Source organism: Streptomyces afghaniensis, assembly GCF_044327915.1.
In the GTDB taxonomy this organism is placed as follows: Bacteria; Actinomycetota; Actinomycetes; order Streptomycetales; family Streptomycetaceae; genus Streptomyces; species Streptomyces afghaniensis.
In genome coordinates, this window is record NZ_JBIRGJ010000003.1 from 1 (window position 1) to 23,019 (window position 23,019).

Annotated in this window: 20 protein-coding genes; 6 read left to right on the forward strand and 14 right to left on the reverse strand. The window is 72.2% G+C overall.

The annotated features are described in order from the left end of the window. Positions 1-663: 663 nt before the first annotated feature. Entirely contained in the window at positions 664-1,707 is a 1,044-nt protein-coding gene (gene trpS / locus ACH4G3_RS10565; RefSeq protein WP_397624110.1) for a tryptophan--tRNA ligase, read from the forward strand. A gap of 46 nt (positions 1,708-1,753) precedes the next feature. Here trpS and proC read toward each other — a convergent pair whose 3' ends face one another. The 6 genes from proC to ACH4G3_RS10595 all read right to left on the reverse strand — a co-directional run bounded on the left by proC (position 1,754) and on the right by ACH4G3_RS10595 (position 6,273). After that, positions 1,754-2,566, reverse strand: a complete 813-nt coding sequence (gene proC, locus ACH4G3_RS10570) for a pyrroline-5-carboxylate reductase (RefSeq protein WP_397624111.1) — start codon at positions 2,564-2,566, stop codon at positions 1,754-1,756. Positions 2,567-2,684: 118 nt separating this feature from the next. Next, positions 2,685-3,500, reverse strand: coding sequence for an ABC transporter permease (locus tag ACH4G3_RS10575; RefSeq protein ID WP_397624112.1), 816 nt, complete (start codon positions 3,498-3,500; stop codon positions 2,685-2,687). Continuing rightward, the gene (locus tag ACH4G3_RS10580) at positions 3,497-4,351 is read right to left on the reverse strand and encodes an ABC transporter ATP-binding protein (RefSeq protein WP_397624113.1); all 855 of its coding nucleotides are present in this window, start codon (positions 4,349-4,351) and stop codon (positions 3,497-3,499) included. The genes ACH4G3_RS10575 and ACH4G3_RS10580 overlap by 4 nt, the downstream gene beginning before the upstream one ends. A gap of 32 nt (positions 4,352-4,383) precedes the next feature. Then, positions 4,384-5,169 carry a class I SAM-dependent methyltransferase gene (locus ACH4G3_RS10585; RefSeq protein ID WP_397624114.1) on the reverse strand — a complete coding sequence of 262 codons (786 nt, stop codon included), beginning with the start codon at positions 5,167-5,169 and terminating at the stop codon, positions 4,384-4,386. A 61-nt stretch (positions 5,170-5,230) separates the two neighbouring features. Beyond that, a complete protein-coding gene (locus ACH4G3_RS10590; protein ID WP_397624115.1) occupies positions 5,231-5,713 on the reverse strand; it encodes an EamA/RhaT family transporter in 483 nt (160 codons plus the stop codon). A 239-nt stretch (positions 5,714-5,952) separates the two neighbouring features. Continuing rightward, the gene (locus ACH4G3_RS10595) at positions 5,953-6,273 is read right to left on the reverse strand and encodes an SH3 domain-containing protein (protein ID WP_397624116.1); all 321 of its coding nucleotides are present in this window, start codon (positions 6,271-6,273) and stop codon (positions 5,953-5,955) included. 180 nt (positions 6,274-6,453) lie between these two features. On the opposite strand from ACH4G3_RS10595, the gene ACH4G3_RS10600 reads away from it, so the two are divergent. Then, on the forward strand, positions 6,454-8,598 hold the full coding sequence (locus ACH4G3_RS10600; RefSeq protein ID WP_397624117.1) for a serine/threonine-protein kinase: 2,145 nt from the start codon (positions 6,454-6,456) through the stop codon (positions 8,596-8,598). Between the two features lie 57 nt (positions 8,599-8,655). On the opposite strand, the gene ilvD is transcribed toward ACH4G3_RS10600, so the two are convergent. From ilvD to ACH4G3_RS10620, 4 genes are all read right to left on the reverse strand, one after another. After that, on the reverse strand, positions 8,656-10,509 hold the full coding sequence (ilvD, locus tag ACH4G3_RS10605) for a dihydroxy-acid dehydratase (RefSeq protein WP_397624118.1): 1,854 nt from the start codon (positions 10,507-10,509) through the stop codon (positions 8,656-8,658). A gap of 131 nt (positions 10,510-10,640) precedes the next feature. Beyond that, positions 10,641-11,279: a TetR/AcrR family transcriptional regulator gene (locus tag ACH4G3_RS10610; RefSeq protein ID WP_397624119.1), complete on the reverse strand. Its 639-nt coding sequence runs from the start codon at positions 11,277-11,279 to the stop codon at positions 10,641-10,643. Then, on the reverse strand, positions 11,276-12,100 hold the full coding sequence (locus ACH4G3_RS10615; protein WP_397624120.1) for a sugar phosphate isomerase/epimerase family protein: 825 nt from the start codon (positions 12,098-12,100) through the stop codon (positions 11,276-11,278). The genes ACH4G3_RS10610 and ACH4G3_RS10615 overlap by 4 nt, the downstream gene beginning before the upstream one ends. A 100-nt stretch (positions 12,101-12,200) precedes the next feature. Next, positions 12,201-13,133, reverse strand: coding sequence for a Ppx/GppA family phosphatase (locus ACH4G3_RS10620; protein ID WP_397624121.1), 933 nt, complete (start codon positions 13,131-13,133; stop codon positions 12,201-12,203). A gap of 71 nt (positions 13,134-13,204) precedes the next feature. Between ACH4G3_RS10620 and ACH4G3_RS10625 the strand changes: the two genes are divergently transcribed. Beyond that, positions 13,205-14,020: a DUF3109 family protein gene (locus tag ACH4G3_RS10625; RefSeq protein WP_397624122.1), complete on the forward strand. Its 816-nt coding sequence runs from the start codon at positions 13,205-13,207 to the stop codon at positions 14,018-14,020. A 4-nt stretch (positions 14,021-14,024) separates the two neighbouring features. Here ACH4G3_RS10625 and ACH4G3_RS10630 read toward each other — a convergent pair whose 3' ends face one another. Then, positions 14,025-15,746 (reverse strand): BACON domain-containing protein, encoded by a 1,722-nt coding sequence (locus ACH4G3_RS10630; protein WP_397624123.1) that lies wholly within the window; start codon positions 15,744-15,746, stop codon positions 14,025-14,027. Between the two features lie 196 nt (positions 15,747-15,942). Here ACH4G3_RS10630 and radA point away from each other — a divergent pair, with 196 nt between their 5' ends. Continuing rightward, complete coding sequence (gene radA, locus ACH4G3_RS10635; protein WP_397624124.1) at positions 15,943-17,352, forward strand: DNA repair protein RadA; 1,410 nt, start codon at positions 15,943-15,945, stop codon at positions 17,350-17,352. An 80-nt stretch (positions 17,353-17,432) separates the two neighbouring features. Further along, on the forward strand, positions 17,433-18,557 hold the full coding sequence (disA, locus tag ACH4G3_RS10640; protein WP_274818155.1) for a DNA integrity scanning diadenylate cyclase DisA: 1,125 nt from the start codon (positions 17,433-17,435) through the stop codon (positions 18,555-18,557). A gap of 298 nt (positions 18,558-18,855) precedes the next feature. Here disA and ACH4G3_RS10645 read toward each other — a convergent pair whose 3' ends face one another. Beyond that, complete coding sequence (locus ACH4G3_RS10645) at positions 18,856-19,725, reverse strand: hypothetical protein (RefSeq protein WP_397624125.1); 870 nt, start codon at positions 19,723-19,725, stop codon at positions 18,856-18,858. Positions 19,726-19,899: 174 nt separating this feature from the next. On the opposite strand from ACH4G3_RS10645, the gene ACH4G3_RS10650 reads away from it, so the two are divergent. Then, positions 19,900-20,541, forward strand: coding sequence for a phosphatase PAP2 family protein (locus ACH4G3_RS10650; protein WP_397624126.1), 642 nt, complete (start codon positions 19,900-19,902; stop codon positions 20,539-20,541). Between the two features lie 120 nt (positions 20,542-20,661). Here the strand turns inward: ACH4G3_RS10650 and ACH4G3_RS10655 are convergent, their stop codons facing one another. Both ACH4G3_RS10655 and ACH4G3_RS10660 read right to left on the reverse strand, forming a co-directional pair. Beyond that, positions 20,662-21,318: a response regulator gene (locus ACH4G3_RS10655; RefSeq protein WP_397624127.1), complete on the reverse strand. Its 657-nt coding sequence runs from the start codon at positions 21,316-21,318 to the stop codon at positions 20,662-20,664. After that, positions 21,315-22,922 carry a sensor histidine kinase gene (locus ACH4G3_RS10660; RefSeq protein WP_397624128.1) on the reverse strand — a complete coding sequence of 536 codons (1,608 nt, stop codon included), beginning with the start codon at positions 22,920-22,922 and terminating at the stop codon, positions 21,315-21,317. Before ACH4G3_RS10660 ends, ACH4G3_RS10655 begins: the two co-directional genes overlap by 4 nt. Positions 22,923-23,019: the final 97 nt, after the last annotated feature.

Below are 23,019 nucleotides of genomic sequence, written 5' to 3' on the forward strand. Positions count from 1 at the left end.
CTCAAGGAACGGTCGCTTCCTTTGTACTCACCCTCTCGGGCTTTCCTCCGGGCGCTTCCCTTCGGTCTTGCGTTTCCGACTCTATCAGATCTTTTCTCGACCCGATTTCCTCGGTGCTTTCCAGGTTCCCGCTTCCGCGTTTCCCTTTCCGGCGGTTCTGACTCTATCAGATCCTTTCGGGCCCGATTCCCTGTCAGCAGGGTTTGTCTTCGCGGCCGTTGGGCCGTTCCGACGAGTGAGACTTTAGCGGATTCCCTGGCTCCCGAGCCAATCGGGGGCCGCGTCCTTTCGAACGTGGATTCCTCATTCCGTAAATACGCATGCCAATGAAACGACGACAGAACTACTTCGTCGAGTAGTGGTGGTACTTGCGGATTGGCTGCCCGGGGACCGACCGGGGTCGGCGCTCACGTCGGGCAACTCGGAGAACACTACGGATGGGGTCTGGGCGTGTCAACTCAAGGGCGGACGGCACCCCGGGGGCGTAGTCTGGGGTGCGTGACGACGCGTACGTGTACCCAGCTGTGGTGGGCCGCCTGACGGCGGCCGTCCTCACGTATGCATTCAACGGCCGCCGCTTCGGCGGCCGTTCTCGTTTCTCCCTCCAGGACCACCGAGGGACGGCCGCCGGGGCGGCGGTCCCGGCGATGAGATGGAGAAGAGATGACACGGGTCTTCAGCGGGGTCAAGCCGACGGGGCATCTGACGCTGGGGAACTACCTGGGAGCCATGCGGCGCTGGGCTGCCGTCGACCAGCGCGAGGCCGACGCCTTGTTCTGCGTCGTCGATCTGCACGCGCTGACGGTGGACCACGATCCCGCGCGGGTGCGCAGGCTGAGCCGGCAGGCGGCGACCTTGCTGCTGGCGTCCGGGCTGGATCCTGAGCTCTGCACGCTGTTCGTGCAGAGCCATGTGGACGAGCATGCGCGGCTGTCGTACGTGCTGGAGTGTGTGGCCACCGACGGTGAGATGCGGCGGATGATCCAGTACAAGGAGAAGGCCGCGCGGGAGCAGCGGCGGGGCGGGAGTGTGCGGCTGTCGCTGCTGACGTATCCCGTGCTGATGGCGGCGGACATCCTGGCGTACGCGGCCGATGAGGTGCCCGTGGGGGACGACCAGGTGCAGCACGTGGAGCTGACGCGGGATCTGGCGGTGCGGTTCAACCAGCGGTACGGGCATACGTTCGTGGTGCCCCGGGCCACGCGTCCGGGGGTGGCGGCGCGGGTGATGAACCTGCAGGATCCGACGTCGAAGATGGGCAAGAGCGATGACGTCGGGCCGGGGATCGTCTATCTGCTGGACGAGCCGGACGTGGTGCGTAAGAAGGTCATGCGGGCCGTGACGGACAGCGGGCGGGAGGTCGTGTACGACCGGGAGGCCCGGCCAGGGCTGGCCAACCTGCTGGAGATTCTCGCCGCGTGCTCGGGTGGCAGTCCTGAGGAGCTGAGCGGCGCGTACGCGTCGTACGGGGACTTGAAGAAGGACACCGCTGAGGCTGTGGTCGAGGTGCTCAGGCCCGTGCAGGAGCGGCACAAGGAGTTGTGTGCGGATCCCGGTTATGTGGAGCGCGTGCTGCGGGACGGTGCGGAGCGGGCTCGCGGGATGGCTCGGCCGACGGTGGATGCCGCTTATCGCGCGATCGGGTTGCTGCCTGCCGTGCCGGAAGCGGCGGCGGACGCGGGTGGGGCCGACGTGCTGAGGGTGTGAGGTGGTGCGGGCGTCGGGGGCGGATCGTCCCCGACGCCCGTCGTGCTCAGGTGTTGTTGCCGGAGGCCAGGGCGCGGCTGCGGTCGCGGGCGGCTTCGAGGGCGGCGATGAGGGCGGCTCGTACGCCGTGGTTCTCGAGTTCGCGGATGGCGTTGATCGTCGTGCCGGCGGGGGACGTGACGTTCTCGCGGAGCTTGACGGGGTGTTCGCCGCTGTCGCGGAGCATCGTCGCGGCGCCGATGGCGGACTGGACGATCAGGTCGTGGGCCTTGTCGCGCGGCAGGCCGAGGAGGATGCCGGCGTCGGTCATGGCTTCGACCAGGTAGAAGAAATAGGCCGGGCCGGAGCCGGAGAGGGCCGTGCAGGCGTCCTGCTGGGACTCGGGGACGCGGAGCGTCTTGCCGACGGCGCCGAAGATCTCCTCGGTGTGGGTCAGGTGGTCGGCGGTGGCGTGGGTGCCCGCGGAGATGACGGACATCGCCTCGTCGACCAGGGCGGGGGTGTTCGTCATGACGCGGACGACCGGGGTGCCGGGTGCGAGGCGTTCCTCGAAGTACGCGGTGGGGATGCCGGCGGCGCCGCTGATCACCAGGCGGTCGTCGGGGACGTGGGGGGCGAGTTCGTCGAGGAGGGTGCCCATGTCCTGCGGCTTGACCGTGAGGATCAGGGTGTCGGCGATCTTCGCGGCTTCGGGGTTGCTGACCGGGGTGACGCCGTAGCGGGTGTGGAGTTCTTCGGCTCGTTCCTGGCGGCGAGTGGTGACCAGGAGGTCGGCCGGGGTCCAGCCGGCTCGGATCATTCCGCTGAGCAGGGCTTCACCGATCTTGCCGGTGCCGAGGACTGCGACTTTCTGGGTCATGGCGCGGGGTGCCTCCGGGGGTGCGTCGTCCGGGGTACATCCTCGCATCGGGGAGGGGCCGGCGGCTCGGGTGTCCGTTGGGCGGGATGTCGGTGGTGCCCCCGGCGGCGCTGCCGGCCTATGCCGTCCTGCGTCGTAGGGTCGCCGCGCCCAGGGTGAGGACCAGCAGGGCGCAGCCGGCGACTACCAGGATGTCGCGTACGAACGTGGCGGTCATGTCCGTGTGGTGGAGGACCTCGTTCATGCCGTCCACCGCATAGGACATGGGGAGGACGTCGGAGAGGGCCTCCAGGGCCGGGTGCATGTTGTCGCGGGGTGTGAACAGGCCGCAGAGGAGGAGCTGGGGGAAGATCACCGCCGGCATGAACTGGACCGCCTGGAATTCCGAGGCCGCGAAGGCCGAGACGAAGAGGCCGAGGGCCGTGCCGAGGAGGGCGTCGAGGAGGGCCACCAGGAGGAGGAGCCAGGCGCTGCCGGTGACGTCGAGGCCGAGGAACCAGACCGCGAGGCCCGTGGCCAGGGCGGACTGGATGATCGCGAGGGTGCCGAAGGCGAGGGCGTAGCCGGCGATGAGGTCGGCTTTGCCGAGGGGCATGGCGAGGAGGCGTTCGAGTGTGCCCGAGGTGCGTTCGCGCAGGGTGGCGATGGAGGTCACCAGGAACATCGTGATCAGCGGGAAGATCCCGAGCAGGGAGGCGCCGATGCTGTCGAAGGTGCGGGGGCTGCCGTCGAAGACGTAGCGCAGCAGGAACAGCATCACGCAGGGGATGAGGATCAGCAGCGCGATGGTGCGGGGGTCGTGGGTCAGCTGGCGCAGGACGCGGGTGGCGGTGGCGGTGGTTCGGGAGGGGTTCAGGGCCCTCGGTCGTGGTGGGGCCGGGGTGATCGTGGGGGTGGCCGTGGGAGTGGTCGTGGGACCGGTCGTGGGGGTCATCGCGTCGTCTCCTTTGTGCGGGCTGCGGCCTTGGCCTCGTCCACCAGGTGCAGGAAGGCCTCCTCGACCGTCTCCGTGCCGGTGCGGGTGCGCAGGGCCTCCGGGGTGTCGTCGGCGAGGAGTTCGCCCTCGCGCATGAGGAGGAGGCGGTGGCAGCGCTCGGCCTCGTCCATGACGTGGGAGGAGACGAGGAGTGTCGCGCCGCGGCTCGCCGCGATGTCGTGGAAGAGGGTCCACAGGTCTCGGCGCAGGACCGGGTCGAGGCCGACGGTCGGTTCGTCGAGGACCAGGAGTTCGGGCGTGCCGAGGAGGGCGACGGCCAGCGAGACGCGGCTGCGCTGGCCGCCGGAGAGGTTGCCGGCCAGGGCGTCGGCGTGGGTGGTGAGGTCGACGTCGGCTATCGCGCGGGTGACGTTGTCGTGGCGGCGGTCGGCCGCGGGCCGGCCGGGGTCGAGTATCGCGGCGAAGTAGTCGAGGTTCTGGCGGACGGTCAGGTCGTCGTAGACGGACGGGGCCTGGGTGACGTAGCCGATGCGGGTGCGGAGGGTGGGGTGGCCGGCGGGGTGGCCGAGGACGTCGAGGGTGCCGGTGACCTTGGCCTGAGTGCCGACGATGGCGCGCATGAGGGTGGACTTGCCGCAACCGGAGGGGCCCAGCAGGCCGGTGATCTGGCCGCGGGGGACGGTGAAGGCGAGGTTGCGCAGGACCTTGCGGGGGCCGCGGGTGACGGTGAGGTTTTCGGCGTGGACGGCCGGTGGGTTCTTGGTGTTGGTTGCTGTGGGTTCCGGGGTGGTGCCGGTGGTGCCTGTGGGGGTGCCGGGGCGTGGTGGGTCAGGAGCGTTATTCATCATGTGATGAATAACGCTCCTGGGGGCGGGGTGCGTCAAGCAGGGGTCTTAGCCAGGAGGAGGACCACGTCGTAGACCTCCTCGACGATGCCGTCCGGGAAGGCCTTGAGGAGGTGCTCGCGTTCCTCGGCCAGGAAGGCCGCCGTGTGTTCCTCGCCGTGTACGAGGAAGACCGAGTGGCTGCCGATGTTGGCGAGGTGGGTGTCGACCGGGATGCGGCGGCTCCAGCGGACCGTGCGGCGGGTGAAGTCGAGGCGGCCGGTGGGGTCGGCGGCGCGGGCGTGGACGTTTCGTCGCTCGGCGGCCGTGTCGATGTCGAAGTGGCGTTCCGTGCGGGCGGCGGCTTCGGCGATCCACGGGACGTCCAGGGCTTCGGTGTTCCACCAGAGGGCGAGGGCGCCGCCGGGGCGCAGGACGCGGACGGCCTCCGGGACGGATCGGGCCTGGTCGGTCCAGTGCCAGGCCTGGGCGTAGGTGACGAAGTCGAGGGATGCGTCGGCGAGGGGGAGGTCGTCGCCTGTGCCGCGGACGATCGGGACGTCGGGGAGGGTGCTGCGGAACTGGGCCGCCATGCCGTCGCCCGGTTCTACGGCGATGACGTGCGCGCCTCGGGCGTGGAGGAGGGCGGTCGCTATGCCGGTGCCGGCGCCGATGTCTGCGACGCGGGAGCCGGGGAGGGGCCGGTCGGCCAGGGCTTCTATCGCGTCGAAGAGGGCTGGGGGGTAGGAGGGGCGGTTGGCCGCGTATTGGGCTGCGGCCGTGTTGAAGGAGTGGGCGCGGGCGGTGCGGGTGGGGTGGTGGGCGGAGGAGTGTGTGGTCATACGGCCATGGTGGCCGGGGTGGGGGTGGGAGCCGGTGAGATTCCGGTGAGAGGCCGGGGAGTTACGCGGAGCGGCGCTTTTTCGACGGGTTGCCCGAGCGGCGGGTCGTGCGCTTCTCGTGGTGCTTGCGGGCTGCCTCGTACTCCTCGCGGTGGAGCTTTTCGCCGGGGGCCTCGGTGAGGGAGCGGAAGAAGTACGCGAGGAGGGAGCCGACGAAACCGATGGTCAGGAGGGAGCGGAGGGAGGCCTGGCGGTCGGGGTCGGGGCGGCGGGTGAAGCCGTCCCAGGTGTGGCGGAAGGCCATCGCGCTGCAAACCGCGAACATCACGACCATGAGCAGGGTCACGAAGCTGCCGATCGCGGCGATCTGGAGGCCCTCGTAGGCGAGGCGGAGGACGAGGCAGGAGGCGACTGCGGTGGCCAGCGAGCCGAGGGCGACACCCATGCGGCGGGCGGTGTAGCCGTTGTCGTGGTTCAGCCAGGTCGTGCCGAAGAAGCGGATCGGCTCGGGGCGGGGGGCGAGGGGGCCGTTCTCTGCGCTCACCGGTCGATTATGGCTTGGCTGGTGTGGTCTGTGGCTGCTTCGGTGGGGGTGCGCGCTTGCGCCTGCTCGCCGGTGGTGGGTCGGGGCCGCGCCGGAGGGTGTCCGTCCTCGGAACGGCGCGATGGGGTTGCGTACCGACCGACTGGCGTTGACGCGCCAACCGCTGCGGGCGGACACCCCCCGACACGTCCCCTTCCGTGTGTCGGCGGGTGCGCGCGTCTCGGCTCAGCTGCCGCAGGTCAGCCGCAGCGCGGGCGGATGTAGCCGTCGCTGCCCGTGTTCACGTAGGCGTCCGAGACGTACTGGCCGCTCGCGATGTTGTCCCAGATGTTCGTCGTGCCGTAGGGGCCCGTGACCGTGGTGCCGGGTGTCTGGCAGTGGATCGGGACTCGGGAGCCCTCGGCCAGGACCTTGACGATCGGGTAGCCGGTGCCGGGACCGCTGCGGACGTTGAGGCGGACGCCCGGTGCGGTCGAGAAGTACGTGGCCGCCGCGGCCAGCGTGGTGACCAGCGGCTTGCCGGTCTCGTGTATGCCGCGCTCGGCCTCTTCTACTGACATGAAAACCTCCCCCGTTGATCCCATGGCTGCCATGGGATCCCGTTGATTCCCCTGAATCACGCCATCAAACACCTGTGCGTGACTCGCCAGCGGAGGCTAGCAAGCCGCCTCTGTCCCGTACGAGTCATCGACTAGGCTCCGTGCGTCGCGCGCGCGGACGAACAGCACGGGGGTGGTCCCATGGCGCCACAGCGGAACGTCGGAGCGGGCCCGGAAGCGGAACTTCCTGAGTACGCCGGTCACTACCGACTGGAGTCCTGTCTGGGCTCGGGCGGCATGGGCGTCGTCCATCTGGCCCGGAGCACGTCCGGGATGAAGGTCGCCGTGAAGGTCGTGCATGCGGAGTTCGCCAAGGACCCCGAGTTCAGGGGCCGTTTCCGGCAGGAGGTCGGAGCGGCGCGGCGGGTCAGCGGGGCTTTCACCGCGCCCGTCGTGGATGCCGATCCCGAGGCGGGACGGCCCTGGATGGCCACGCTGTTCATTCCGGGTCCGACGCTGGCCCAGGAGGTGAAGCGGAACGGGCCCATGGCCCCGGCGCAGCTGCGTCGGCTGATGGCCGGGCTCGCCGAGGCGCTGCGTGACATCCACCGGGTCGGGGTCGTGCACCGGGACCTGAAACCGAGCAACGTGCTGCTCGCCGAGGACGGGCCGAAGGTCATCGACTTCGGCATTTCACGGCCGAAAGACAGCGAGTTGCGGACCGAGACCGGGAAGCTGATCGGCACGCCGCCCTTCATGGCGCCGGAGCAGTTCCGGCGGCCCAGGGAAGTCGGGCCGGCCGCCGACGTGTTCGCCCTCGGGTCCGTGATGGTGCATGCGGCCACCGGGCGCGGGCCGTTCGACTCCGACAGTCCGTACGTCGTCGCCTACCAGGTGGTGCACGACGAGCCCGAGCTGGCCGGTGTACCGGAAGAGCTGGCGCCGCTCGTGCTGCGGTGTCTCGCCAAGGAGCCCGAGGACCGGCCCTCTCCCGACGAGTTGATGCGGGAGTTGCGGTCGGTGGCGGCCTCGTACGACACGCAGGCGTTCATACCGGCCCAGCGGGTCGACGAGGTGGAGGAGGAGGCGGCTGTTGCGGAGCAGGGCGGCGGGGTCTCTGCCGCCGACCCGTCCGGGGTCGAGGAGCCGTCGCGTCGGTCCAGGCTGCGGCTCGGCAAGCGGGCCGCCCTCGGTGCGGGGGCTCTCGGGCTGGCCGTCGTCGGTGTGCTGGCGGCCGTTCCGCTCCTCGCGGGCGGGAGTCCTGCGCCCGAGGTCACCGCGCCGCGGACCACGGCGGCCGCGTTCTCGGCGTGGGAGGCGCCGCCGTTGTCCGGGGCAAGCATGCCTCAGTGTGCGTACGGGGCGGGGAAGTTGCTGTGTGCGCAGACCGGGCTGGTCTTCGCTCTCGATCCTGTCGACGGGCGGCTGCTGTGGCGGCATCCCCTGGACGGGGTCGCCGCGAGCGGGCCGCCGAGCGGGGCTCCGGTCGTGTCGGGCGGGCTGGTGCCGGCCGGGCTGGGCCAGGGGCGGCGGGTGACGATGCTCGATCCCGGTTCGGGTGACGTGGAGCGGCGGCAGGAGCTGCCCGCGTACGGGGGGCTGCGGGCCGTCGGCGGCATGCTGCTGCTCACGGCGGCCGACGGGACTGTGAGCGGGGTGGAGAGCGCCTCGGGTGAGGTGAAGTGGAGTCATCGGATTCCGGGGCAGGACGTGCCGTATTTCGTCTCGTTCCCCGGGGATCCGCTGGCGTACGCGGCGAGTGTGTCCGGCGACGGGTCCGGCACGACGGTCACGGCGGTGGATCCGGGCACGGGCGACGTGCGGTGGGACGCGCGGCTGGAGGGGGCGTTGCAGCCTCTCGGGGCTGTGGACGGGGCGGTCGTGTTCGTGGCGGTCGACGCCGTGCGCGGGGAGGCTCGGACCGTGGTCCGTTACGACCCGCGGCGCCGGGCGAGTGTGCGGGTGCCGTTGCGCATTCCGTTGCAGCAGGCGGAGGGGAGTGTGCACGGGGACGTCGTGCACCTCATGGCGACGGGCGGTGCGCTGGTCGCCGTCGATCTGGAGGCGCGCAGGCAGCGGTGGAGTCTGGAGACGGGGGTTGTCCGGGGGTCGACGCCGGTCGCCGATGACCGCTACGTGTACGTCACCGCGCCGGACGGGCGGCTGCTCGCCGTCGACGCGCGGCGCGGGAAGCTCGTCGGGCAGACGTCCCCGCGGCTGGGCGAACGGTCGGACCGGGTGCCGGCCGCGCTTCCCGAGCCCGTGCTCGTGGGCGACCGTGTCTATGCCGGTGCGCCGGACGGGTCCGTCTTCGCCGTGAACGGACGTGATCCGTCGGGGTGGTAGTGCGTATGCGGAAGGGCCGCTCCCGGGAGACCGGGGCGGCCCTTGTGCGTGGAGTGCTCAGCCCAGCTTCGTGACGTCTCGCACCGCGCCCTTGTCCGCGCTCGTCGCCATCGCCGCGTAGGCCCGCAGCGCCGCCGACACCTTGCGGTCGCGGTTCTTCGGGGCGTACACGCCGTTCAGCGCCTGCTCGCGGCGGGCCAGCTCGGCGTCGTCGACGAGGAGCTCGATGGTGCGGTTCGGGATGTCGATGCGGATGCGGTCGCCGTCCTCGACGAGGGCGATGGTGCCGCCGGCGGCCGCCTCGGGCGAGGCGTGGCCGATCGACAGGCCGGACGTGCCGCCGGAGAAGCGGCCGTCGGTGATCAGGGCGCAGGTCTTGCCGAGGCCGCGGCCCTTCAGGTACGAGGTCGGGTAGAGCATCTCCTGCATGCCGGGGCCGCCCTTGGGGCCCTCGTAGCGGATGACGACGACATCGCCCTCCTTGACCTGCTTCAGCAGGATCTTCTCGACGGCCTGCTCCTGCGACTCGCAGACGACCGCCGGGCCTTCGAAGGTCCAGATCGACTCGTCGACGCCGGCCGTCTTCACCACGCAGCCGTCGACCGCGAGGTTGCCCTTGAGGACCGCGAGGCCGCCGTCCTTGGAGTACGCGTGCTCGACGGAGCGGATGCAGCCGCCCTCGGCGTCCTCGTCGAGGGCCTCCCAGCGCTCGGACTGGGAGAAGGCCTCGGCGGAGCGGACGCAGCCGGGGGCCGCGTGCCACAGCTCGACCGCCTTGGGGGACGGGGAACCGCCGCGCACGTCCCAGGTCTTCAGCCAGTCGGACAGGGACGGGCTGTGGACCGCGTGCACGTCCTCGTTGAGCAGGCCCGCGCGGTGCAGCTCGCCGAGGAGGGCGGGGATGCCGCCGGCGCGGTGCACGTCCTCCATGTAATACGTGCGGTCCTTGGCGACGTTCGGCGCCACCTTGGCCAGGCAGGGGACGCGGCGGGAGACCGCGTCGATCTCCTCCAGGCCGAAGGGGACGCCTGCCTCCTGGGCCGCGGCCAGCAGGTGCAGGATCGTGTTGGTCGAGCCGCCCATCGCGATGTCGAGGGCCATCGCGTTCTCGAAGGCCGCGAAGGTGGCGACGTTGCGCGGCAGGACCGTCTCGTCGTCCTGCTCGTAGTAGCGGCGGGTGATGTCCATGACCGTGTTGGCCGCGTCGACGTAGAGCTGCTTGCGCGCGGTGTGGGTGGCCAGGACCGAGCCGTTACCGGGCAGGGAGAGGCCGATGGCCTCGGTCAGGCAGTTCATCGAGTTGGCGGTGAACATGCCGGAACACGAACCGCAGGTCGGACAGGCGTTCTCCTCGATGCGGAGGATGTCCTCGTCCGAGATCTTCTCGTTCACGGCCTCGGACATCGCGTCGACCAGGTCGAGCGTGCGGACCGTGCCGTCGACGAGCGTGGCCCGGCCGGACTCCATCGGGCCGCCGGAGACGAAGACCGTCGGGATGTTCAGGCGCAGGGCCGCGTTGAGCATGCCCGGGGTGATCTTGTCGCAGTTGGAGATGCAGATCAGGGCGTCGGCGCAGTGGGCCTCGACCATGTACTCCACGCTGTCCGCGATCAGGTCGCGGGAGGGGAGGCTGTAGAGCATGCCGCCGTGGCCCATGGCGATGCCGTCGTCGACGGCGATCGTGTTGAACTCGCGCGGGATGCCGCCGGCCTCGACGATCGCCTCGCTGACGATCCTGCCCACCGGCTGGAGGTGGGTGTGGCCCGGCACGAACTCCGTGAAGCTGTTGGCGACCGCGATGATCGGCTTGCGGCCGATGTCCGCACCCGGTACACCGGAGGCGCGCATAAGGGCGCGGGCGCCCGCCATGTTGCGGCCGTGGGTGACTGTGCGGGACCTCAGCTCGGGCATCGTCGCTCGCTCCTTCAGAGACTGCGTCAGAGGATTCGGAGATTTCTGACTGCTACCGAGCGTACGCCGGTCATCCAGAGGGCGGGACGGAGTGTCCGGAATACGGGATGCATGTCTCGGTCGGCGGCGGTTCAGGACCCGGTGAGGTGGCCCTGCACGACCGGTGCCAGGCGCGCGATGATCTGCTCGGGGTCCGCCGAGGCCAGGGGCTCGACCTTGATCACGTACCGCAGCATCGCGGTGCCCACGAGCTGGGCGGCGGCGAGCTCGGCCCGCAGTTCGGCGTCCGGCAGGTCCAGTCGTCCCGCGATGCGGCGCAGCACCTGGGTGGCGACGATACGGCGGAAGACGGCGGCCGCCGTGTCGTTGGTGACGGCGGAGCGGACGATGGCGAGCAGGGGCGCGCGGGTCGCCGGGTTCTCCCAGACGCCGAAGAAGAAGCGGGCCAGGCGCTCCCCGACACCGTCGAGCGGGCCCTCCTCGATGGCCTTCGGCGCGTCCAGGGCGGGTCCGAAGGACAGGGTGATCGCCGCCTCGAAGACCTGCTCCTTCGTCCCGAAGTAGTGGTGCACGAGCGCCGAGTCGACCCCGGCCGCCTTGGCGATGCCGCGTACGGACGTCTTCTCGTAGCCGCGCTCGGAGAACTCCTCACGGGCGGCGGTCAGGATGCGGTCCCTGGTGTCGGCCGACTCCGTGCGCGGCGGGCGGCCCCGGCGGCGGGCGGTGGCCCCCGTGCCCGGGCCGGTGCCGGCCGGGGGCACGTCGCTCATCGCCTCGGCACCTTCACCGCCGAGGCGAGGTGCAGGCGCGTGAAGGCCAGTGCCTCCGCCAGGTCGGCCTCGCGCTCCGCGCCGGACATGGCCCGGCGGGTGTTGACCTCGATCACGACGTGCCCGTCGAAGCCCGTCAGGGCGAGCCGCTCCAGCACCTCGGCGCAGGGCTGGGTGCCGCGGCCGGGCACGAGGTGCTCGTCCTTGGCCGAGCCCCTGCCGTCGGCGAGGTGGACGTGGCCCAGGCGGTCGCCCATGCGGTCGACCATGGCCAGCGCGTCGCTGCGGGCCGTCGCGGTGTGGCTGAGGTCGATCGTGAAGTGGCGGTAGTCGTCCTTCGTCACGTCCCAGTCGGGGGCGTACGCCAGCATCTCGCGGTCGCGGTAGCGCCAGGGGTACATGTTCTCGACGGCGAACCGTACGTCCGTCTCGTTCGCCATGCGCCAGATGCCGGCGACGAAGTCCCTGGCGTACTGGCGCTGCCAGCGGAACGGGGGGTGGACGACGACCGTGCTCGCGTCGAGCTTCTCGGCCGCCGCGCGGGCCCGCTGGAGCTTGGTCCAGGGGTCCGTGGACCAGACGCGCTGCGTGATGAGCAGACAGGGGGCGTGGACGGCCAGGACCGGGATCTGGTGGTAGTCGCTGAGTCTGCGCAGGGCCTCGATGTCCTGGCTGACCGGGTCGGTCCAGACCATGACCTCGACCCCGTCGTAGCCCAGGCGCGCGGCGATCTCGAAGGCCGTGGCCGTCGACTCCGGGTAGACCGAGGCCGTCGACAGGGCGACCTTCGCGTCCGGGATCCTTACGGCTGGCTCTGCCATGCAGGACAGATTACGGGGTGTGGTCGGGGTGGAGCGGGGTGCCTGTTCGCCGTTGTGGTGTTTGCCATAGACGGGTGCGGCTTTGGGCCCTCGCTCTCGGTCACACCGACTCCATGTGATCCAGGCGGCGCAGGATCACGCCCTCCCGGAGGGCCCACGGGCAGATCTCCAGGCGCTCGACGCCGAAGAGGTCCATCGCGGCCTCGGCCACCAGGGCGCCCGCCAGCAGCTGGCCCGCCCTGCCCTCCGAGACGCCCGGGAGCTCGGCCCGTTCCGCCTCCGTCATGCCGGCCAGCCTCGGGACCCAGCCCTCCAGGGACTCCCGCTTGAGTTCCCGCTGGACGTAGAGGCCCTCGGCGGAGCGGGCCGCGCCGGCGATGCGGGCGAGCTGCTTGAAGGTCTTGGACGTGGCGACGACGCGGTCGGGCGGGCCGAAGCGGCTGAACTCGCCGACCGTGCGGGCGACCTCGGTCCGGACGTGGCGGCGCAGGGCCCGGACGTCGTCCGGGGCGGGCGGGTCGCCGGGCAGCCAGCCCGCGGTGAGGCGCCCGGCGCCCAGCGGCAGGGACGCGGCCGTGTCGGGCTCCTCGTCGATGCCGTAGGCGATCTCCAGGGAGCCGCCGCCGATGTCCAGGACCAGCAGTTTCCCGGCCGACCAGCCGAACCAGCGGCGGGCGGCGAGGAAGGTGAGGCGGGCCTCCTCCTCGCCGGTGAGGACCTGGAGCTCGACGCCGGTCTCGGTGCGCACGCGCGCGAGGACGTCGTCGGCGTTGCGGGCCTCGCGCACGGCGGAGGTGGCGAACGTCAGGAGGTCCTCGACGCCCTTGTCCTCGGCGGCCTGGAGCGACTCCTGGACGACCGACACCAGCCGGTCGACGCCCTGGGGGCCTATCGCGCCGTCGTCGTCGAGGAGCTGGGCGAGGCGCAGTTCCGCCTTGTGCGAGTGCGCGGGCAACGGGCACGCGCCGGGGTGCGCGTCCACCACGAGCAGATGCACCGTGTTCGATCCCACGTCGAGGACACCGAGTCTCATGTACGGAACGCTACTGCCAGCCGTGCCGTCCGCCGTCCTCGGTGTGGGTACAAGGCCCGTACCCTGGACTCGTGCCAAAGACGAAAAAGGCGAAGCGCGACAAATCACCGGGCGTTCCGCGCTCCGGCGAGAAGGGTCCCGACGAGAAGGGACTCGACTTCGCCCGCGCGTGGGTGGAGTTTCCTGATCCGGCGGACGACGAGCAGGTCTTCCGCTGCGATCTGACATGGCTGACCTCTCGCTGGAACTGCATCTTCGGCAGCGGCTGCCAGGGCATCCAGGCCGGCCGCGCGGACGACGGGTGCTGCACGCTGGGTGCCCACTTCTCCGACGAGGACGACGAGAAGCGGGTCGCCGAGCATGTGGCGAGGCTCACTCCGGACATCTGGCAGCACCACGCCGAGGGCACGAGCAACGGCTGGGTCTCCGAGGACGAGGACGGCGACCGGCAGACGCGCCCCTTCCAGGGCTCGTGCATCTTCCAGAACCGGCCCGGCTTCCCGGGCGGCGCGGGCTGCTCGCTGCACATCCTCGCCCTGAAGGAGGGCCGCGAGCCGCTGGAGACCAAGCCGGACGTGTGCTGGCAGCTGCCGGTGCGGCGGACCTACGAGTGGATCGACCGGCCCGACGACACGCGCGTGCTCCAGGTGTCGATCGGTGAGTACGACCGCCGCGGCTGGGGGCCGGGCGGTCACGACCTGCACTGGTGGTGCACCTCGGCGACCTCGGCGCACGGCGCGGGCGAGCCGGTGTACGTCTCCTACCGCCCGGAGCTGATCGAACTGATGGGCAAGGCCGGCTACGACCGGCTGGTCGAACTGTGCGAGGAGCGGCTCGCTTCGCAGCTGCCGTTGCTGGCACCGCATCCTGCGGATCCGGCCGGCTGACCGCCTAGGACGTGGACGGGCTCGGGTCGTCGCCGTCCGAGGGCGGGGGCGTCGAGTCCGTCGGGTCCGACGGGTCCGGGTCCGTGGGTGTGGGGTCCGGGTCGGGTGACGGGGGCGGGGTGGTCGGCGCCGGGTCCGGTGGGGCCGAGGTCGGGGGCGTCGGGTCGGGCTGGGGCGGAGGCGGATCGCCCGGGTCACTGGGGTGGGGGTCCGGGCGCGGGCCGGGGCCCGAGGGGCTGGGCGCGGTGCCGTAGCCCGAGATATGGACGACGGCGCCCACCGGTGCGACCGCCACCTGCGCGTGCCAGGGGCCGGCGGGCTCCCGCAGATGGTCGACGTACACCTTGATCGTCAACGACTCCCCGGGCCGGAGCGTTCCCGACGACTGGCTCAGGTAGAGCCAATGCGCTCCCGTGGACGCGGACCAGCGGACCGGGGCCGGGCCCGTGGCGGTCAGGGTGACGAGTGTGGTGTCGCCGCTGTTGTCCGCCGTGACGTCCAGGGTGCTCGTACGGCCGGCGCCGGCGACGCCGAGGACCTCCACGGAGACGTCGGCCTTGCCGTCCTTGCGGAAGCGGGGGCCGGGCCTGGTGCTCGCGTTGCCGGTGTTCTCGTAGCCGCCGCCTGCCATCTCGCCGTCCAGGGCGAACGGGTCGTCCGCCTCGCGTGCGGAGGCGGAGCGGCCGTCCTGGGCCTCGCCGACGGGGGTGCCCCGGTAGGCGGCCCACAGGGCGAGCACGGGGGCGGCCACGACGGTGGCGACGACGGTCGTCGTGACGGCACGCGCGCGAAGTCGGTCCCTTCGGGCGGCGCGGTCCTTGGGGTCCATCGGGAAGCCGCGCCGGTCGAAGCGGGGTCCGGCGCCACGCGCGCGTGCGTGGCGGCCCATGGCGACGTGCAGGGCCGCGCGCGGGGCGGACAGGACGGGCAGTTCGGCGGGTGTGACGCTGGTGCCGGGCCAGCGGCCGGGGATGGCGCGCTCGGCGGTGCGGCGGCAGCGCGGACAGTCGTCGACGTGCCGGACGAGCTCGCGGCGCAGGGCCGTGCCGAGCACGGGCCGGTCGTCGCCGACGAGGTGCGCGACGCTCGGACACGCCCCGGTCTCGACGACGGCGAGGGCCGCACGCGTGCGTTCGACCTCGCAGGCGGCGGAGGCGAGCAGGTCGCGGGCGGCGGCCAGGTCCATGCCCAGGACGGCGGCGACCTCGTGGGCGGCGAGGTGGTGGCGCACGGCCAGTTCGAGCGCCTCGCGCTGCTCCGGGGCGGTGCCGGCGGCCTCCGGCCAGGCCAGCAGGGCCAGTTCCTGCCGCCGCCGCTCCTGGACCTCCTCGGAGACGTCCGGGCCGGACGGCCGGCCGGCGGGCTGCGTGCGGCCGGCGGCGTGGCTGCTCTGACGTTTCTGCTTGGCCTCGGCCAGCTTGCGCAGGCACGCCCAGCGGGCCAGCGCGTACAGCCACGCCCGGCGGTCGGCGGGGGCGTCGGGGACGTGCTTGCCGCGGCGTTCGGCGAGGGCGAGGGCGTCGCCCAGGGCCGCGGTCGCGGCGTCGTGGTCGCACAGCACGGACAGGCAGTAGGTGAACAGGCCGTCCAGGTAGGGCTCGTAGCGCGCGGGCGGCCGCTGCGCCAGCGTGCGCGCCGCCCCGCGGTCACGCGCTTCCCGGTGCGCCCGGTGCGGGCCGGCCGTGCGGGTGGAGCGGGTCGAGATCTCCGGAGTACTGCTCATCATTCGGCGACCGTAGGGGTCCGGGAGTGACACCTTACGGCGGCTTGAGCACATTTAATCCGTACGGGTGAAACGATCCCTCAATCGGGGACATGAACCAGTGGTTCCGGCGCTGGCGCGGGGTGGCGGGGCCCTGGCGCACAGGTGGCCGCCCAGGTCGGCCCCCGCGTTGTCAGTGCCGACGGCTACGGTTTCGTCCATGGCTGCCCGTACGAAGACCACCAAGGACCGCCCGTCCTACCGCTGCACGGAGTGCGGCTGGCAGACGGCGAAGTGGCTCGGCCGCTGCCCCGAGTGCCAGGCCTGGGGGACGGTCGAGGAGTACGGCGCGCCCGCGGTCCGTACGACGACGCCGGGCCGGGTCACCACTTCCGCCCTGCCCATCGGCCAGGTGGACGGCCGCCAGGCCACCGCCCGCCCCACCGGCGTGCCCGAGCTGGACCGCGTGCTCGGCGGCGGACTCGTCCCCGGCGCGGTCGTGCTGGTCGCGGGCGAGCCGGGTGTCGGCAAGTCGACGCTGCTGCTCGACGTGGCGGCCAAGTCGGCGAGCGACGAGCACCGCACGCTGTACGTCACAGGCGAGGAGTCCGCGAGCCAGGTCCGGCTGCGCGCCGACCGCATCGGCGCCATCGACGACCACCTCTACCTGGCCGCGGAGACGGATCTGGCGGCGGTGCTGGGCCACTTGGACGCGGTGAAGCCGTCGCTGCTGATCATGGACTCGGTGCAGACGGTGGCCTCACCGGAGATCGACGGCGCGCCCGGCGGCATGGCCCAGGTGCGGGAGGTCGCCGGAGCCCTGATCCGGGCCTCCAAGGAGCGCGGCATGTCCACGCTGCTCGTGGGCCATGTCACCAAGGACGGCGCCATCGCGGGCCCGCGCCTCCTGGAGCACCTCGTGGACGTGGTCCTGAGCTTCGAGGGCGACCGGCACGCCCGCCTCCGGCTCGTCCGAGGCGTCAAGAACCGCTACGGCACCACCGACGAGGTCGGCTGCTTCGAGCTGCACGACGAGGGCATCACGGGCCTGGCCGACCCGAGCGGACTCTTCCTGACCCGTCGGGCCGAACCGGTCCCGGGCACCTGCCTGACCGTCACCCTGGAGGGCCGCCGCCCGCTGGTCGCCGAGGTCCAGGCGCTCACGGTCGACTCGCAGATCCCCTCCCCGCGCCGCACCACCTCGGGCCTGGAGACCTCCCGCGTCTCGATGATGCTCGCCGTGCTGGAACAGCGCGGCCGGATCAGCGCCTTGGGCAAGCGGGACATCTACTCGGCGACGGTCGGCGGTGTGAAGCTCTCGGAGCCCGCCGCGGACCTGGCCGTCGCCCTCGCCCTGGCCAGCGCCGCGAGTGACACACCTCTCCCCAAGAACCTCGTCGCGATCGGGGAAGTCGGTCTCGCGGGTGAAGTGAGACGGGTCACCGGCGTGCAGCGCAGGCTGGCAGAAGCCCACCGTCTGGGCTTCACACACGCCCTCGTACCGGGCGACCCGGGCAAGATTCCCTCGGGCATGAAGGTGCTGGAGGTAGCGGACATAGGGGACGCCCTGCGGGTCCTCCCCCGGTCCCGTCGCAGAGAGGCCCCCCAGGACGAGGAGGGTCGCCGGTAGACTTTGCCCTGGTCTCGCCCGTCCGTGCGAACCGAGCGCGCGACACGGGGGCGCCCAGAACCTGCGACCGGAGGAGTGCAGTGGCAGCCAACGACCGGGCATCAGCTCCCGGAAAGTCCGGCGGGAGTGCCGGTACCGAGGGCCTGATGCGCGCCTCGCTGAGCGCCGTGGCACCCGGCACCGCCCTGCGTGACGGCCTGGAGCGCGTGCTCCGCGGCAACACCGGCGGACTCATCGTCCTAGGCTCCGACAAGACGGTCGAGGCGCTCTGTACCGGCGGTTTCGTGCTGGACGTCGAGTTCACCGCGACCCGGCTGCGCGAGCTGTGCAAGCTGGACGGCGGCATCGTGCTGTCCTCGGACCTGTCGAAGATCCTGCGCGCGGGCGTGCAGCTGGTCCCGGACCCGACGATCCCCACGGAGGAGACGGGCACCCGGCACCGCACCGCGGACCGCGTCAGCAAGCAGGTCGGCTTCCCGGTCGTCTCGGTCTCCCAGTCGATGCGGCTGATCGCCCTGTACGTGGACGGCCAGCGCCGCGTCCTGGAGGACTCGGCGGCGATCCTGTCCCGCGCCAACCAGGCCCTGGCGACCCTGGAGCGCTACAAGCTCCGCCTCGACGAGGTCGCGGGCACGCTGTCGGCGCTGGAGATCGAGGACCTGGTGACCGTCCGGGACGTCTCGGCGGTCGCCCAGCGCCTGGAGATGGTGCGCCGCATCGCCACGGAGATCGCCGAGTACGTGGTGGAGCTGGGCACGGACGGCCGGCTGCTGGCCCTCCAGCTCGACGAGCTGATCGCCGGCGTGGAGCCCGAGCGCGAGCTGGTCGTCCGGGACTACGTGCCCGAGCCCACCGCCAAGCGCTCCCGCACGGTCGACGAGGCGCTGGCCGAGCTGGACGCCCTCACCCACGCCGAGCTTCTCGAACTGCCCACGGTGGCCCGGGCGTTGGGCTACACCGGCTCGCCCGAGACACTGGACTCCGCCGTGTCTCCGCGTGGCTTCCGCCTGCTCGCCAAGGTGCCCCGGCTCCCCGGCGCGATCATCGACCGCCTGGTCGAGCACTTCGGCGGCCTCCAGAAGCTGCTCGCCGCGAGCGTCGACGACCTCCAGACGGTGGACGGCGTCGGCGAGGCCCGGGCGCGCAGCGTCCGGGAAGGGCTGTCGCGGCTGGCGGAGTCGTCGATCCTGGAGCGTTACGTCTGATGCCCACGTCCAGCGCTTGAGCTGGAACGGCTGCACCGGCTGGAACCCTGGAAACGGCTGAGGGCGGTACCCGGCAAGGGGTACCGCCCTCGGGCGTCTGACCCGCCGGTGCTAGGGCCTGTCGTTTGGATCAGATCGCAGACGCGGGGTCTGGCACGCGCATCTGCGGCGTTGTCGTCGGTTGCCGATGCTCCGCATCGACGCCCTCCTCCGCCTTGCAGCTGCACGCACCAGACCCCGCTCACCGGCGCCGAAGAGGTGCCGCCGATTCCCTGCGACCTGATCCAAACGACAGGCCCTAGTCGGCCGACAGCACGAACGACGTCTGCACCTTCGCGAAGCCCGGAGCCTTCGCTTCCACCAGGTACGTGCCCGTCCCGGCCGAGCCCGCCGGAGGCGTGGCGCACTCGGGGGCGCTCGGCTTGCGGTCCCAGTTCACGGTGTAGGTGATGCCGCTGCCCGCGGGCACCCGGTACAGCTGGTGCGCGGCGGCCTTGGGGCAGTCCTTGGAGGACCAGTAGTCGTCGTCGGAGCTCGCCGGGGTGATCGTGAACACCGCGCTCTTCGGCCCGAGATCGATCTTGCAGTCGCTGCCGGAGATGTTCCGCGCGGTCAGCAGGAACGTGAGCGTCTGCTCGGGGTCGTAGGTGTTGTGCAGGCTGCGCAGGCTGAACTTGACCACGCTGGCGGTGCAGTTGGGCAGGGTGGAACCGGCCGGCAGCGTGTCGCCCACGCCGACGCCGCCCACCGCCGTACCGCCACCGGACCCGCCGACACCGCTCGTCCCCCCGGAGCCACCCGAGCCGCCCGAGCCGGAGCCGTCGCCGGAACCCGAGCCCGAACCGTCCCCGGAGCCGTCACCCGAGCCGTCGCCGGAACCGTCCCCGGACCCGGACGACGCGCCGCCGGAGCCCGCGCCGCCCGACTCGTCGCGTCCGCCGGGCGCTTGGCTGATGGCGGGACCCGAGCTCGACGGGCCGGGTGTGATGGAGGGCGCGGGATTCTTGCCGTTGGCGCCGTTGTCGCCGTCCTTGCCGCCCCCGCCGCCCATGGTCACGATCCAGGTGATCAGCAGCGCCAACAGGGCGACCACAGACACCAGTACGACCCTCCGACGCCAGTAGATGGAGGAGGGAAGCGGCCCGACCGGATTGCGCAGAGATCCCACGGCGCAAACCTTACGAGAGATCGGCGCGTTCGCCGGTCCCACCCGCCGCTCGGGCCACAACTTTTCCGGATCATCATCTCGGAATCCCGGGGCCCACCCCTGTCTTTCGACAGGTACGGCACGCGACGATCGCTGGGTGTGACGGTACTGACCCTCCGCCTACCGTCCGTGACCATGAACTCCGAGGACAGCGCGCTCTACCGCGACATCACCGACTTCGCCCATGACACCCCGATGTGGGTACAGCACGGGGCCGGCATATGGACGGAGGCCGGACTGCTCGTCTTCGTCGCGCTGTTCGCCACCGCCTGGTGGCGTGCCCGCCGCGACACCCCCCATGCGTTCGCGATCGCGGTCCTTGCGCCTGTGGCCACGGCCGTGGCGTACGTGTGCAGCGAGGTGCTCAAGTCCGCGGTCACACAGGAGCGTCCGTGCCGGGCGGTTGCCGGTGCGGCAGCGTCCCTCGCCGAGTGCCCGCCGCACGGCGACTGGTCGTTCCCGTCCAACCACGCCACGATCGCGGGCGCGGCGGCGGTCGCCCTGGCCCTGGTCCGGCGCGCGCTCCTGTGGCTGACGGCACCGCTCGCGCTGCTCATGGCCTTCTCCCGGGTCTTCGTCGGCGTGCACTATCCGCACGACGTCCTCGCGGGGCTGGTGCTGGGCACGCTCGTCGCCCTCGTCGCCGTACGGCTGGGCAAGGGCCCGGCGACGCGGCTGGCCGAGGCGATGCGCACCTCGCCGGCGCCGGCCGTGCGGTGGTTCACCGGACCGGGCGCGGCGCCCGTCACGTCGTACGGCTCGCACGCGCGGCGCTGAGGAGGCCCGCATGCGCGGCGCCGGGCCGGGACGCGCCCCCACCGCTGGGCCGGCCCGAGTCGTCACGACTCCGCTGGGCCCGTCCGAGTCGTCAGGACCACGCTGGGCCGGTCCGAGTCGTCACGGCTCCACGAGACCCGCCTCGTACGCCACGATCGCCGCCTGCACCCGGTTGCGCACCCCCAGCCGGTCCAGGACCGCGCTCACGTACGCCTTCACCGTGCCCTCGACGAGGTGCAGCCGGGCGGCGATCTCCGGGTTGGAGAGGCCGGCGCCGACCAGGCCGAGCACCTCGCGTTCGCGGGGGCTCAGCACGGCCACGCGCGCGCGTGCCTGTGCCTCTCGGGTGAGACGGCCGCCACCGAGGCCCTCGTCGATGACGTACCGGGCCACCTTGGGCGACAGGAACGCGGCCCCGGCCGCCACCGCCCGTACGCCGGCGATGAGTTCGTACGGGTCCCCGGACTTCAGCAGGAAGCCGGTGGCGCCGCCGCCGAGGGCGCGGGTCACGTAGGCGCCCTCGGAGAAGGTGGTGAGCATCGCGACGGCCGTGCCGGGCACGGTCCGTACGATCTCCTCCGCCGCCGTGAGGCCGTCCAGGCGCGGCATGCGGATGTCGAGCAGGGCCACGTCCGGGCGGTGGGCGCGGGCCAGCTCGACCGCCTCGCGGCCGTCGCCCGCCTCGGCGACGACGTCCGTCACGCCGCTGCTGCCCAGGATGGCGCGTACCCCCGCCCGGACCATGGCCTCGTCGTCGGCCAGCAGAACGCGGATCATTGTGAGAGCTCCTCGTATTCCTCTCGGCCCTCGCCGCGCAGGCCGCTACGCGGGACCACGTCCTTGGCGACGAGCCGGCCGGCGTCGAAGCACAGTCTGAAGTGGTCGACGGAGACGAACAGTTCACCGCTCGCCCGGTAGTAGCGGCAGTCGGCTCCCTCGGGTGGGGCGGGGGCCCGGTCGTCGGGCGGGTCGTTCACGTCGCGTTCGGGCAGCACGCGTTCGACCTCGGCCGCCGGGGTGCCCAGGCGCAGTTCCGTGTACGCGGCGGGTTCGAGCACCGAGTGCTTCTCCGCGTACGCGTACCAGCCGAACGCCGCGCCGACCAGAACGACGCCCGCACCGGCCGCCGTGCCGAGGCCGACGGCGACGCGGCGGCGGGCGTGCCGGAAGGGCGCGGGGCCCGATGGCTTGACGGTGGACCGCTGCTCGGGGGCGTCGGGGACGTATGCCGATACCCGGAACCCCTCCCCGTGCGGTCCCGACTCGAACGTGCCGCCGACGGCGGTCACGGCGGCCCGCAGCCCCAGCAGGCCCGTACCACCGCCGGCGGGGCGGGAACCCTCCTGGGCCGGCGGGCCGTTGGTGATGGTGACGGACGTCCCCGCGGAAGTCCCCGCGGCCCTCCCCGTCCCCGCGGCCCGTCCCGTCACCGCCACGGTCACGGGAGCGCCCGGCGCGTACCGTGCCGCGTTGGTCAGTGCCTCCCGGACCACGCGGTGCAGCAGCCGTTCGGCGATCCCGCCCGGCTCCGCGGCCGGGCCGCCCTGCCCGGCGGGCTCCCAGCGCACCGGCAGGCCCGATTCCGCGGCGCGGGCGACGAGTTGCTCCAGCGTCTCGCCCGCCGGGGCCAGCGGTACGGGCTCGTCGTCCTCGCGCAGGACGCCGATGATGCGGTGCAGCCGGTCCGTCGCGTCGGCGGCGGCCGCGCGCAGGTCGGCCGCAGCGGCCCGGTGCTCGCCGGCGAGGCCGGGGGCGACCTGGAGGGCGCCCGCGCGCAGGGCGATGAGGCTCAGCTCGTGGCCGAGGGAGTCGTGCATGTCCTGGGCGATCCTGGCCCGTTCGCGCAGCCGGGCGCGTTCCTCGGCGAGGCGGGCCTCGTCTTCCAGCCGGGCGGCGCGCTGCCAGCCCGCCTCGGCCAGCTCGCGGCTCTGCCGCCAGTAGCGACCGCCGAGCCAGGGGAAGACGCAGCCGAAGAGCAGCGTGCCCGTCATGACGAGCCACTCCGGAGCCGGGTCGACGCCGACGAGCACGATCCGGACGGTGCCGGCGCAGCCGACGGCCGCGAAGCACAGCACCGCGCGGCGCGCCCGGCCCGCACGCAGACCGAGAAGCAGCGCGAACACGCCGAGGGCGGGGCCGTAGGAGACGGTGAACATGGCCGGGGCGGCGGCGAGGCTCAGGGCGGCCACCAGCCCGAAGGCCGCGAGCGGCAGCCGCCGGGACAGGGCCACCGCGACGGCCAGCACCGCCACACCGGCCGCCTGCTGCCAGGCCGGACGCGGTTCGTTCAGCCCGAGCCGGTCCGCCGTGAGTGCGGGCAGGGCGAGGGCCGCCCAGAGCAGGGCGTGGCCGCCGAGCCGGGTGGGACGAGGACGTTCCATTCGCCCGACGCTATAGGCGGGCGGCAGGGCGGCACTGCTGCCGATCGTCAGGTACGCCTGTCTCTCCTGAGTGGTGGTGTGCCCGGATCGCGGCCCC

Excerpts from the sequence above, each read along its gene's own strand:
- radA (WP_397624124.1), top strand. The coding sequence starts at position 15,943 with ATGGCTGCCCGTACGAAGACCACCAAGGACCGCCCGTCCTACCGCTGC.
- ACH4G3_RS10660 (WP_397624128.1), bottom strand. The coding sequence starts at position 22,922 with ATGGAACGTCCTCGTCCCACCCGGCTCGGCGGCCACGCCCTGCTCTGG.
- ACH4G3_RS10585 (WP_397624114.1), bottom strand. The coding sequence starts at position 5,169 with ATGACCACACACTCCTCCGCCCACCACCCCACCCGCACCGCCCGCGCC.
- trpS (WP_397624110.1), top strand. The coding sequence starts at position 664 with ATGACACGGGTCTTCAGCGGGGTCAAGCCGACGGGGCATCTGACGCTG.
- ACH4G3_RS10615 (WP_397624120.1), bottom strand. The coding sequence starts at position 12,100 with ATGGCAGAGCCAGCCGTAAGGATCCCGGACGCGAAGGTCGCCCTGTCG.
- ACH4G3_RS10575 (WP_397624112.1), bottom strand. The coding sequence starts at position 3,500 with ATGACCCCCACGACCGGTCCCACGACCACTCCCACGGCCACCCCCACG.
- ACH4G3_RS10610 (WP_397624119.1), bottom strand. The coding sequence starts at position 11,279 with ATGAGCGACGTGCCCCCGGCCGGCACCGGCCCGGGCACGGGGGCCACC.
- proC (WP_397624111.1), bottom strand. The coding sequence starts at position 2,566 with ATGACCCAGAAAGTCGCAGTCCTCGGCACCGGCAAGATCGGTGAAGCC.
- ACH4G3_RS10630 (WP_397624123.1), bottom strand. The coding sequence starts at position 15,746 with ATGATGAGCAGTACTCCGGAGATCTCGACCCGCTCCACCCGCACGGCC.
- ACH4G3_RS10620 (WP_397624121.1), bottom strand. The coding sequence starts at position 13,133 with ATGAGACTCGGTGTCCTCGACGTGGGATCGAACACGGTGCATCTGCTC.
- ACH4G3_RS10595 (WP_397624116.1), bottom strand. The coding sequence starts at position 6,273 with ATGTCAGTAGAAGAGGCCGAGCGCGGCATACACGAGACCGGCAAGCCG.
- ACH4G3_RS10655 (WP_397624127.1), bottom strand. The coding sequence starts at position 21,318 with ATGATCCGCGTTCTGCTGGCCGACGACGAGGCCATGGTCCGGGCGGGG.
- ACH4G3_RS10600 (WP_397624117.1), top strand. The coding sequence starts at position 6,454 with ATGGCGCCACAGCGGAACGTCGGAGCGGGCCCGGAAGCGGAACTTCCT.
- ACH4G3_RS10580 (WP_397624113.1), bottom strand. The coding sequence starts at position 4,351 with ATGATGAATAACGCTCCTGACCCACCACGCCCCGGCACCCCCACAGGC.
- ilvD (WP_397624118.1), bottom strand. The coding sequence starts at position 10,509 with ATGCCCGAGCTGAGGTCCCGCACAGTCACCCACGGCCGCAACATGGCG.
- ACH4G3_RS10650 (WP_397624126.1), top strand. The coding sequence starts at position 19,900 with ATGAACTCCGAGGACAGCGCGCTCTACCGCGACATCACCGACTTCGCC.